10 protein-coding genes are annotated in these 11,320 nt (G+C 70.5%); 3 read left to right on the plus strand and 7 right to left on the minus strand.

Going from position 1 to position 11,320, the window contains the following annotated elements:
• Positions 1-15: 15 nt before the first annotated feature.
• Both ACQPYD_RS31690 and ACQPYD_RS31695 read left to right on the plus strand, forming a co-directional pair.
• Entirely contained in the window at positions 16-573 is a 558-nt protein-coding gene (locus ACQPYD_RS31690) for a GNAT family N-acetyltransferase (RefSeq protein ID WP_433699027.1), read from the plus strand.
• A 42-nt stretch (positions 574-615) separates the two neighbouring features.
• The gene (locus ACQPYD_RS31695) at positions 616-900 is read left to right on the plus strand and encodes a hypothetical protein (protein ID WP_433699028.1); all 285 of its coding nucleotides are present in this window, start codon (positions 616-618) and stop codon (positions 898-900) included.
• A 175-nt stretch (positions 901-1,075) separates the two neighbouring features.
• Here the strand turns inward: ACQPYD_RS31695 and ACQPYD_RS31700 are convergent, their stop codons facing one another.
• From ACQPYD_RS31700 to ACQPYD_RS31715, 4 genes are all read right to left on the minus strand, one after another.
• Positions 1,076-2,362, minus strand: coding sequence for an activator-dependent family glycosyltransferase (locus ACQPYD_RS31700; protein WP_433699029.1), 1,287 nt, complete (start codon positions 2,360-2,362; stop codon positions 1,076-1,078).
• Positions 2,363-2,418: 56 nt separating this feature from the next.
• The gene (locus ACQPYD_RS31705; protein ID WP_433699030.1) at positions 2,419-3,795 is read right to left on the minus strand and encodes an NDP-hexose 2,3-dehydratase family protein; all 1,377 of its coding nucleotides are present in this window, start codon (positions 3,793-3,795) and stop codon (positions 2,419-2,421) included.
• Positions 3,792-4,904 (minus strand): DegT/DnrJ/EryC1/StrS family aminotransferase, encoded by a 1,113-nt coding sequence (locus tag ACQPYD_RS31710; RefSeq protein ID WP_433699031.1) that lies wholly within the window; start codon positions 4,902-4,904, stop codon positions 3,792-3,794. Before ACQPYD_RS31710 ends, ACQPYD_RS31705 begins: the two co-directional genes overlap by 4 nt.
• A gap of 180 nt (positions 4,905-5,084) precedes the next feature.
• Entirely contained in the window at positions 5,085-5,726 is a 642-nt protein-coding gene (locus ACQPYD_RS31715; protein WP_433699032.1) for an LmbU family transcriptional regulator, read from the minus strand.
• A gap of 627 nt (positions 5,727-6,353) precedes the next feature.
• Here ACQPYD_RS31715 and ACQPYD_RS31720 point away from each other — a divergent pair.
• Positions 6,354-7,643, plus strand: a complete 1,290-nt coding sequence (locus ACQPYD_RS31720; RefSeq protein WP_433699033.1) for an activator-dependent family glycosyltransferase — start codon at positions 6,354-6,356, stop codon at positions 7,641-7,643.
• Here the strand turns inward: ACQPYD_RS31720 and ACQPYD_RS31725 are convergent.
• From ACQPYD_RS31725 to ACQPYD_RS31735, 3 genes are all read right to left on the minus strand, one after another.
• The gene (locus ACQPYD_RS31725; protein ID WP_433702193.1) at positions 7,630-8,805 is read right to left on the minus strand and encodes a methyltransferase domain-containing protein; all 1,176 of its coding nucleotides are present in this window, start codon (positions 8,803-8,805) and stop codon (positions 7,630-7,632) included. The two genes, ACQPYD_RS31720 and ACQPYD_RS31725, sit on opposite strands and share 14 nt — an antisense overlap.
• A 147-nt stretch (positions 8,806-8,952) precedes the next feature.
• Positions 8,953-9,939: an NAD-dependent epimerase/dehydratase family protein gene (locus ACQPYD_RS31730; protein WP_433699034.1), complete on the minus strand. Its 987-nt coding sequence runs from the start codon at positions 9,937-9,939 to the stop codon at positions 8,953-8,955.
• A gap of 5 nt (positions 9,940-9,944) precedes the next feature.
• Positions 9,945-11,297, minus strand: a complete 1,353-nt coding sequence (locus ACQPYD_RS31735) for a nucleotide sugar dehydrogenase (RefSeq protein ID WP_433699035.1) — start codon at positions 11,295-11,297, stop codon at positions 9,945-9,947.
• Positions 11,298-11,320 lie beyond the last annotated feature (23 nt).

The following is an 11,320-nucleotide window of genomic DNA, read 5'->3' on the forward strand; positions in this document are numbered from 1 at the left end:
TCGAGGTAGGAGAGCGTGACAGAAAAACCCGTGGAAACGCGCAGGATCCGGTTGTCCCCCACCCGGAGCCTGGAAACGGAGGGCGTCGTCCGGGCCCTGGCCGAGAAGGGCGTCGGGGAATTCCCCGGAATGGAGGACCTGGTCCGGCCGCTCCCCCGCGACACGGCGGACGTCACGGAGCAGTTCTTCGCCGTCTCCCCGGCCGACGGTACCGTCCTGGGGTTCTGCTCGCTGTCCCGTCTGGACACCGGGAGGCGGTGGATCCAGGTGGACGTGGTCGTGGACGAGGGGTCGAACGCGGTCGGCATCGCCCTGGAGGCGACCGTGCTGACCGTGGACCACGCGTTCAGGGCCTGGCCGGTGGACGAGGTGCGCTTCTGGTCCGCCGGGGACAGGGCCACCGGCCTGCGGAACCACCCGACCATGGTCGTGGAGGAGGACCCTCCCGCGGCCGGCCTTCCGCGCTCCCCCGGCTTGGAGGACGCCTCGCACTTCGTCATCCAGCGCGCGCGCTGGGAGCGCTACGGCGCCAAGTTCGTCCAGCGGCTCTCCCAGGCGCCGAGCAGCAACTGAGAGCGCCCGCCCCCATCACCCCAGAGAAGAGGTTCGGCACCGATGGCCGCAGTTGACCGGAGCGAGATCCTGGCACAGATCAAGGTCCAGGCGATGACCGTCCTGATGTTCACGTCGAACGAGCCCCAGTTCGACCTCCCCGAGCCCTCGCAGATGAGCGACCTGGACTCGTTCTCGATCGTGCAGCTGGTCCTGGCCCTGGAGGACGTCTACAACGTGTCCGTCCTGGAGGACATGTCGGAGTTCTCCGGTGAGAGCTTCGAGGACCTGACCCAGTTCATCGCGGAGCGGATCCAGGAGCAGGCGGTGGCGCCGAAGCAGGTGTGACCGCTGCGGGGCGCGGGCGGACGGGGGTTCTCCGTCCGCCCGTCCTCCGTGCGGGGGCGCATCCCGCTCGCACGGACGCCGGGGAGACCACGGGCACCGTCACCTGAGCCCCTGGAATCACATAGGTCCCGGCGGAAACACCGGTCCCGGCGGAAGCACCGGTCCCGTCGACGCCTCAGTTCCCCCGGCGCCGGGCCGCCAGGTCCTCCAGGACGGGCACGAGGTCGGCGGGGCTCGGCATCTCCCGGGACTTCTCCGACAGGCGCCGGGCTCCCTCGGCGAAGCGGGGCTCGTCCAGCAGCCGCCCCACCTGGCGGGTGACCTCCTTGCCCGTCAGGTCCGTGCCCTCCAGCGTCAGCCCGCCCTCCAGCTCCGTGACGTTGGCGGCGAGCAGCGACTCGTCGAACGCGTACTGGGCCATGGCGAACTCGGGGAGGATGAGCTGCGGGACGCCGTGGGCGACCGCGGTGCAGAAGGTCCCCGCTCCCCCGTGGTGGACCACGGCGGAGCAGCTGGGCATGAGGGCGTGCAGGGGGACGTGCTCCACCACGCGGACGTTGCCGGGGATGCTCCCGAGGCCGGCGGTCTGCTCCGCCGAGAGCGTGGCGACGACCTCCACGTCCAGTTCGGCGATCGCCTCCAGGAGTTCGCCCAGCGGCAGGCGGTACCGGTCGTCGAACCTCTCCGGCGTCCCGGAGCCGAGGGTCAGGCAGACCCTCCGGCGCCGCCCCGGGGAGCGCAGCCAGTCGGGCACCACTGCGGTGCCGTTGTAGGGGACGTACCTGAGGGGGAGGTGGCGCGTCCCCGGGGCGGGCGGCAGCCGCAGCCCCGCGGGATAGGGGTCCAGGGTCGCCTGGCCGGAGACCAGCTCCTCCGAGAAGTCGGTTCCCACACGCTCGGCACAACTCCGCAGCCACTCCGCGAGGGGGTCCTCGCGGTCGCCGGCGGGCAGTTCGGACAGACGGCCCAGGAACCGGCTCCGCGTGCGGGAGAAGACGTCCAGCCCCCACAGCACCCGGGCGTGCGCGGCCCCCGACGCGCGGGCGGCGACGGGGGCCGCGAAGGTGGTCGGCTCCCACAGGACGAGGTCCGGACGCCACCAGCGGCAGAAGTCGGTCAGGTCGTCGAGCATCGGCGCGTTGACCGGGTGCCACCAGAGGCGCACGAACTCGCGGTACCCCTCCGACAGGTACTCCAGCCCCTCTGCCTCCGCGTCGCTCCTGGCCATGTCGAAGCCCGCGGTGTCCCCGAAGCCCAGGCCCTTCAGCGTGACCAGCAGCTGGTGGAACAGGTGGTCGCGGCCCACGGGGACCGCGGGCAGCCCGGTACGCGCGATGGTCGGGACCAGCGCCGGCTGGCTGGCTACCCGCACCTCGTGCCCGGCCGCCCGCAGGGCCCACGCCTGGGGGATCAGGCCCAGCAGGTGGGTCTTCTCCGCCTGGCTGACGATCAGGACGCGCATGGCTGTGGACCCCTTGGTGCGGAAGTGTCGAACGAGTGGGCGCCGCCGCCCGCGGCTCAGGTCAGGGAGTGCAGGCAGACCAGGAGGGTTCTCGCCTCGATGTTGAGGTAGTGGCTGTGCCGCACCAGCCGCATGAGCTGGGAGGCGGTCACCCACAGGAAGTCCGGCGGCACCTCGACGGGCAGGCCGGGGTCCGCCTCGACGATGCGGTACCTGGTCTGGGCGTGGTGGAAGCGGCCCCCCTCCTCCGAGAGCAGCGCGTCGTAGCGCACCCGGTGGGCCGGCGGCGAGACCGTCTCGTCCGCGAAGGGCTCGGGGCGCCCGAGCGCCGCGGCGGAGGCCGAGTACTGCACGGTGGGCGTGATCTCCACCCGGTCGAGGGTGCCGGGTTCGGCGCGGGCGCGGACCAGGACGTGGAGGACACCGTCGATCTCGCGCACCAGGAAGGCGGCGAACCCGTTCCGGGTCGGCGCCAGCAGGGGTTGGACCCAGGAGGAGACCTCGCGGATGCGGGCCTCGACGGAGACCATGATGATCCTGAAACCGGCGCCGTCGCCGGCGGTGATCTCGTCGCCGGTCCGGCGCCAGCCCTCGGCGCCGGAGAGCGGCAGGATCTGCGACCGGTAGTCGACGACCGTCTTCTCCTCGGTGAACCAGCTGACGACCGCGGTCGTCGTGTGCCGGGACTCCTCACCGTAGGAGCGCCGGAGCGCCCGGCCGAAGCGGTCGTCCGGTTCCGGCTGTCCGTCCCGGGTCACGGGGAGGCAGGACAGCACGGTCCGGGCGTCCATGTTGACCAGGTTGTCCCGGCGCAGCGCGTCCTGGATCTGGCGCAGCGTGAACCACCGGTAGTCCTCGTGCTCGGGGACGTCCTCGTCCACCTGGACGATGATGTTCCGGTTGTGCTTGCGCCAGAACCACTCGCCCTGCTCGGACTGGAGGACGTCCACGAGCACCCGCCCGCCGCGCGGGGCGCGGAAGTACTCCACGTAGGGGGTGGGACGGCCGCCGTGAACCCCCGTGTAGTTGCTGCGCGTGGCCTGCACGGTGGGGGAGATCTGGCGGAGGTTGACGTTGCCGGGCTCGAACTTGGCCTGCATCAGGAAGTGGGGCACCCCGTCGAACTCCTTGACGAGGATGCCCAGGATGCCGATCTCCGGCTGGTCGATGACCGGCTGGTGGAAGGAGGTCCCCCCGGCGGAGGCCCGCAGGCCCCGGACGGAGAAGAAGCCCCCGCTGGCGTGGACGAGGTCGCCCGTCCCCTCGGCGAAGGACCAGGGGCCGCCGCGGTCGAAGCCGACCCGCCCGACGGAGAGCATCCGGTGCCGCGGCCTGCTCTCCCACCACCGGGCCAGCTCGGCGTCGGACTCCAGGGGCGCTTCCGGGTCCGACGCCGGGAGCGGGAACCGGACCTCGCCGGCCGCGTGGGTCACAGCCTGGCCAGGGTCTTGGTCAGCGCCTCGATGATCCGCTGCTGCTCCTCGCGCGGCAGGGAGGGGTACATCGGCAGCGAGAAGATCTCGCCGGCCAGCTGCTCGGTCACCGGCAGGCTGCCCTTCTCGTAGCCGAGGTGGGAGAAGCCGGACATCGTGTGGACGGGCCAGGGGTAGCTGATGTTGAGGGCGATGTCGTGCGCCTTCATCTCCTCGATGATCCGGTCGCGCTCGGGGTGGCGGACCACGTAGAGGTAGTAGGCGTGCTCGTTGCCGGGCGCGGTCGCGGGCAGGACCAGGTCCGTGTCGGCGAGCGCCTCGTCGTAGATCCGCGCGACCTCCCTGCGGCCCGCGACGTACTCGTCCAGTCGGCCGAGCTTGCGGCGCAGGATCTCGGCGTGCACCTCGTCCAGCCTGCTGTTCTGGCCGTTGGGGGTGACGACGTAGTAGCGCTCCTGGTCCATGCCGTAGTAGCGCAGGCGCCGCAGACTGGCGTCGACCTCGGGGTCGGAGGTGATGGTGGCGCCCGCGTGGCCGTAGGCCCCCAGGATCTTCGTGGGGTAGAAGGAGAACGCGGCGGCGTGGCCCATGGATCCGGCGACCCGCCCGTGGTGGGTGGCGCCGTGCGCCTGGGCGCAGTCCTCCAGCACGACGAGCCCGTGCTCGGCGGCGAGGGCCTCCAGCGGGGCCATGTCCACACACTGGCCGTAGAGGTGGACCGGCAGGATGCAGCGGGTGCGCTCGGTGATGGCGGCGGCGACCTGGTCGGTCCGCATCAGGTAGGTGTCCGGGTCGATGTCGACGAAGACGGGCTTGGCGCCCACCAGGTCGACGGCCAGGACCGTGGGGGCCGCCGTGTTCGACACCGTGATCACCTCGTCGCCCGCGCCCACCCCGAGGGCGCGCAGGCCGAGGACGATCGCGTTGGTGCCGTTGTCGACGCCGGCGCAGTGCGCGACCCCGTGGTACTCGGCGAACTCCTGCTCGAAGGCGACGAGGGAGGGGCCCCAGATGAGCTTCCCCGACTTGAACACGGTGTCCACCGCGTCGAGGATGTCCTCTCTCTCCTTCTCGTACTCCTCCAGGTATCCCCAGACATAGGTCGTCATGTGTTCCTCCGTTTTCAGGTCTTCCACGGCCGAAAGAACCGGGCACCCGGGTCGTGGGCATAAGGTGTCGCCCCGCGCGTACGGCGGGCAATCCGCCGGCAGGTGCGGTGGGGAGAGGGGTCTCCGACCGGGGCGAGGTAACATACATAGCAGAGGGGGAGCGGGTTCAGAGCTCCCGGATCAACCGACCTCGACCATTTTCTTGGCCGCCATGTCCAACGTCGCCGAAGCCCACTCCGGAAGGCTCATACCCGAGCTCTCCGCTGCTTCCTGCCATTGTTTACGGCGTTCGGGATTAATGGCCACCTGAACATACATCGTCTCCGGCACCGCGTCCTCGCCCCGGGCGTGGAGCTTGATCCGGCGGCGGAGTTCGTTCCGGGACCAGCGGCCGGCCTCCGCCTCGGAGAGCCACTTCTCCTGTTCGCCCTCGGGCAGCCCGCACACCTCTGCGTGGTGCTGGAAGCTCAGCTTCTCCCGTCGGCGGCCGGGGATGAACTTCCGGGCGACCCACGCGTAGTTGCGCAGGGTCTGGTAGTCCAGGGAGGTGTTCTCTATGGCCCGCTTGTACCTGTGGGGGTAGTTCTCCTGGCCGTAGATCAACCAGTCCCCCAGCCACCAGGCAGAGGCGTCGGAGATGACGAAGATGTGCTGTCCCCAGCGCTCCCAGTCGCTCATGGCCATGCCGTCGGGAAGGTGGAGGCTCGTGCGCCGGGTCGGGTTCCTGCTCCCCGTCCTCCGGCCGGCGAGGTCCACGGCGGGCCGGTGCTCGACCCCGCCCCGGGACTTCGTCCTTCCGTTCGTGTGAACCGGATTCGTCATAGTTTCCATGTGGTCCCCTCATCGACCCTCCCGCTCGGCAAGAGAAATCAACGCTCGGATCAGGTTCATTCTCCCGTAGGGAAAATTGGGCTGACATCGGTAAGAGGGCTCACTGCGGGGGATTTTCGAACCGCGGAGGCAAAAGCTCGTAGAAGCGGCGAAAACAGGATTGCAGAAAGCACGCATGAAATGGAGAGCTGTCGGCACGGATACACCGACCCCTCGACAGGGAACTCAGCGGGCGCAGCGCGTTTGCGTTACCCTGAAACAGACCAAAGCGGTCGACAACAAGGCCTGAACCTGAGTACCCCCTCGGTTGAATTCATGCTTGAAACAACCCTGCACACCGCCGCTGATACATCCACCAGCATGGCCGCGGACACAGCGTATGAGATAGACAAGCGAGCAGCAACCCCCAAATAATAGACACCTTGAGCAATAATTTGTTCACGGTGCGTCACGCAAGTGGGACCAGATTCCTTTTCTTTGGCCGAAACTTCTCCCGCCGATTCGCCGCCGGACCGCCGACTCATAAGGCATTGCAAGGGAAGCGGACACGCGCCCTCGGCAAAAATAGCCACCCGGATTAGATTCCCCTACCCTTCCCGAGAACAGCGAGGATTGCCGATGCGTATCTTGTTCACAACGTTCTCCGAGAAGGCTCACTTCATCGGAATGGTGCCCCTCGCGTGGGCTCTGCGCGCGGCCGGGCACGAGGTGCGCGTCGCCAGCCAGCCCGAACTGGCCCCCACCGTGGCGGCGACGGGCCTGCCCTTCGTCCGCGTGGGCACGGACCACCTGCTCCCCCAGGTCATCAGCTGGGTGGGGCGGATGGGGGAGGACATGCGGCCGGACTTCGACATGATGGGCGTGGCCGCCGCGGAGCCGCCGTCGTGGGAGGCGCTCCGGGCGGGGTACCGCGACGTGCTCATCCCTCTGTGGTGGAAGGTCGTCAACGACCCGATGCTGGACGACCTGGTGTCGTTCTGCCGCGCGTGGAAGCCCGACCTGGTCGTCTGGGAACCCCTGACCTTCGCCGGGGCGATCGCGGCGCAGGCGTGCGGTGCGCCCCACGTGCGGTTCCTGTGGAGCCTGGACCTGCTCGCCGCCATGCGGGTGCAGTACCTGGAGCGCATGGCCGAGCAGCCCGGGGCCGGCCGCGACGACCCCCTCCGCGCATGGCTGGAGAACCGCGCCGCGCGCTACGGGGTGGAGTTCTCCGAGGACCTCGTCCGGGGCCGGGCCACCCTCGACCCCGTCCCCGACTCCCTGGGCGTCCCCGTCCCCACCGGCGCCCGGCGCCTCCCCCTGCGCTACGTCCCCTACAACGGCAGGGCCGTGGTCCCCGACTGGCTGCGCACCCCGCCCGAACGCCCCCGCATCGCGCTCAGCCTCGGCATCACGGCCACACGGCGCCTGGGCGGCCACACCGTGGACGTGGGTACCCTCCTGGAGGGGCTGGCCGACCTGGACGTGGAGGTCGTCGCCACGCTGTCGGCGCCGGAGCAGGCCAAACTCGGCGCCGTGCCGCCCAACGCGCGCCTGGTCGAGTACGTCCCCCTGCACGCCCTCGCCCCCGCCTGCGACGCCATGATCACCCACGGCGGCGCGGGCACGGTCCTGTCGGGCCTGGCCCACGGGGTGCCCCAGGCCGCGGTACCGCACCACATGTACGACGAGCCGCTCCTGGCCTCACTGATGGCCGCGCAGGGGGCGGGGGTGGTCGTGGACCCGGCACGGGTCTCTCCGGACACGGTCCGTGGGAGTGTGCTGCGCCTGCTCGGCGATCCCGCCCACGCGAGGGCGGCGGGGCTGCTGCGCGAGGAGATGGCCGCCATGCCCTCCCCCGCCGACGTCGCCCGGGACCTGGCCGGCGCGGCGGGAGAGGGCGCTGGGCCGGCCCTCACTCGATCCTGACGTCCGGGACGTACTGGATCCAGCGGCCCCCGGCCTCGCGGAAGCCGACCTCCTTGGCCATGATCTCCTCGGCGTGGTTCCACGCCAGGAGGAGCGCGTAGTCGGGGTAGGAGGCCGTGAACGCCTCGTGTCCGAGGACCCTGACGCCGGAGCCGGGGGTGAGGCGCCCCTGCTTGGCGGGCGTCGTGTCGCAGACGAACTCCAGGAGTTCGGCGTCGATCCCGCAGAAGTTGAGCACCGTCGCGCTCTTGGCGGTGGCGCCGTAGCCCACCACGCGCTTGCCCTGGTCGCGGAGGGAGCGCAGCTCCTTCGTCAGGCTCTCGCAGTTCCCCCTGACCCGGTCGCCGAAGGAGCGCAGCGCCTCCGGCGAGGTCAGGTCCCGCTCCTCCTCCTCGGCCAGGATCGCGGACACGGCCCGCGAGGGGGTGCGGGCGCCCTCCTTGGCCAGCGTGTAGCGCAGCTCCCCGCCGTGGGTGGGCAGGCGCTCGACGTCGACCAGGTCCAGCCCGAACCGCCGGGCCATGTTGCGCACGGAGGTGGCGGTGAACAGGAAGAAGTGCTCGTCGTAGAACTGGTCGAAGGACGCCTTCGCGCTGACGTCGCCGAAGTAGGGGTCCTCGAAGACGAACACCCCGTCGGGTGCCAGCAGCTCCCCGATCCCCTCCAGGACCGAGTCCACGTACGGGATGTGGCAGAACGTGTTGGCGGCGTAGACGACGTCGGCGGGGCCGTCCTCCTCGCGGACGCGCAGCGCGGTCTCCTTCTCGAAGAACGCGTTGCGCACGCGGACGCCCTTGGAGCGGGCGACCTCCGAGACGGCTCCGGACGGCTCCATCCCGAGGTGGCGCACCCCGGCCCGGGCCACGGTCTCCAGCATGACGCCGTCGTTGCAGCCCAGCTCGACCACGAAGGGGTCGGGCCCGGTCAGGTGCTCGGCGAGCAGCTTCTCCGCGGTGGCCTCGAAGTGGGCGCGCATGACGGTGGAGCCCGAGGAGTAGTAGGGGTACCCCTCGTGGAACATGCGCTCCCTGGGCACCTCCTCCATCAACTGCACCATCTGACAGTCCGGACAGGCGCCGACGGCCAGGCGGTAGAAGAACTCCTCGCCGGTGTCGTCGGGCTCGCGGAAGGCGTCCGACAGCGGCTGGCGGCCGAAGTCCATGAACTCGGTGACCGTTCCTCGGCAGACACGGCACGTGGTGGTGGGGACCAACCTGAACTCCTCGCGGGCGTCGTGGGACGGGCGCGCCGGGGGTCGGCGGCCCGGGATCGTCGGGCGGCCGGTGGTCGGCCGCCCGACGGGCGGGGGTCAGTCCGTGGTGTTCTCCTGCTGCTCGAGCCACCACGGGTTCTCCTCGGCCCACCCGATGGTGCGGGCCACCCCCTCCCGCAGGGAGGTGGTGCTCTTCCACCCCAGGAGGGAGAGGATCTTCCCGGCGTCGGGGATGCGCCGGTCGAGGTCCTGGTAGGAGTCGCCGAACCTGTCCCGGGTGTCGATCGACGTGAGGCCGACCCGCCCCCCGGTGAGCTCCACGACGAGGTCGACCGCCTCGCGGATCGTGACCTCGTCCGAGCTGCCGACGTTGAAGCACTCCCCGTCCGCCTCGGGCCGGGTGCCGATCTCGATGGTGGCGTCGACGGCGTCGTCGATGTAGGTGAAGCTCCGGGTCTGGCTGCCCTCGTCGTAGATGACGGGGGGCTCCCCGCGCAGCGCCCGGTGGACACTGCGGCTGATGAGGAAGGCCGGGCGCTGGCGCGGCCCGTAGAGGTTGAAGTAGCGGACGATGGAGGCGTTGAGGCCCCGCTCCCGCATGTAGCCGAACGTCAGGTGCTCGGCCAGCGCCTTGCTGGAGGAGTAGCTCCACCGGTTGGCCGACGTCGTCCCGAGGATCCGGTCGGCGTCCTCCTTCCAGGGGACGTCCGGGTTCTTGCCGAACACCTCGCTGGTGCTGGCGAAGACCACCTTGGCCCCGACCCGCTGGGCCTGGTCGAGCACGTTGCGGGTCCCCGTGAAGTTGACGTCGATGACGTCGAGGGGGGATTCCAGGTAGCGGTCCACCCCCACGACGGCGGCGAGGTGGTACACCACGTCCACCCCGCTCGTGATGGCCTCGGAGAGCTGGTCCGCGGAGCTGACGCTGCCCCGGACGTACTCGACCTCGGTCCAGGAGGGCGCGGGTCGGGGCCGCGCCCCCTTCGAGTCGAAGACGACGACCTCGTCCCCCCTGCGCAGGAGGCGGTCGACGAGGTGGCTTCCGACGAAGCCGTTTCCCCCGGTCACTACGGCACGCGCCACGGCGTCTACCGTCCTATCCCTCGGTAGGTGAATCCGAGCCCCGTGAGGGACTCGACGGTCTGCTCGTCGAAGTGGGCCCGGCCGTCCAGGAACAGGCATCCCGGGGCGGTGAGCGCGCGGAGCGCGGCCATGTCCAGTTCGGCGAACTCATCGTGCCACGCGAGAACCGCGAGGCAGTCGGCACCGGACGCCGCCACTTCCACTCCGGACGAGGGCTCCACGCCGAACTCCTTGCGGATCTCGTCGGGGTCCGCGAGCGGGTCGAAGAGCGCCACCTCGGCCCCGGCCTCGCGGAGCGCGGAGACCACGGGCAGGGTGGGGGTCGACCTCAGGTCGCCGGTGTTGTTCTTGAAGGACAGCCCCAGCACGGCCACCCGCGACCGGTCGGCGGGGGTGCCCAGGGCGGCGAGGCCGTCCACGATGAGCCCGGCGACGTAGCCGGGCATCGCCTCGTTGGCCTCGCGCGCGGTGACCACGGTGCTGAGGTCGACCCCCCGTTCCCGGGCGGAGCGCCAGAGCATCCAGGGGTCCTTGGTCAGGCAGGAGCCGCCGACGCCGACGCCCGGGGAGAGGACGTTGATGCTCCCCCTCCCCTTGGGCACCTCGTTGGTCGCCGCGATGACCTCCATGGCGTCCACCCCGATGGCCGCGCAGTAGCGCGCGAGCTCGTTGGCCAGGGCGATGTTGTGGTCGATCCACCAGTTGTTGAGGAGTTTCACCGTCTCGGCGGCCTCGATGGAGGAGCAGGGGACGGTCTCGACGCCGAGCCCGGCCCGCCAGAACCGCTCGGCCGCGGCTCCGGACCGCTCGTCCCAGCCGCCGACGACCACGGGGAGCCGACGGATCTCGGCCAGCGCGCTGCCCTGGGAGAGGCGTTCGGGGCAGAAGGCCAGCCCGAAGTCCTCGCCGCAGGTCAGGCCCCCTCCCTCCAGCAGCGGTGCGACGAGGTCGCGGGTCGTGCCCGGGGGAACCGTGCTCTTGAAGATGACGACCTGTCCGGCCCGCAGGTGCAGCCCGATCTCGGTCGCGGCGTTCTCGACCTGCGTCCGGACGAGCGTGCCGTCCTCCTGGACCGGGGTGCCGACGGCGATCACGACCACGTCCGTGTCGGAGATCGCGGCGAAGTCGGTGGTGACGCGCAGTCGGCCGGACCCCCGGCCCTTGGCCACCAGTTCGGGCAGCCCCGGCTCCTTGAGGCGGCAGCGGCCCGCCTCCATCTCCTCGATCAGGGAGGCGTCGACGTCGACGCCGACGACGTCCACCCCGTTGTCGGCCAGGCTGACGGCGACGCACGATCCCACGTATCCCAGGCCGACGACCGAGACGGTGATGTCCTCCCGATCCAGCAGGAAACGCATATGAGCTCCATTCGACTCTCACC

Origin of the sequence: Nocardiopsis sp. CA-288880 (genome assembly GCF_050955985.1) — a bacterium.
Taxonomy (GTDB): Bacteria; Actinomycetota; Actinomycetes; order Streptosporangiales; family Streptosporangiaceae; genus Nocardiopsis; species Nocardiopsis tropica.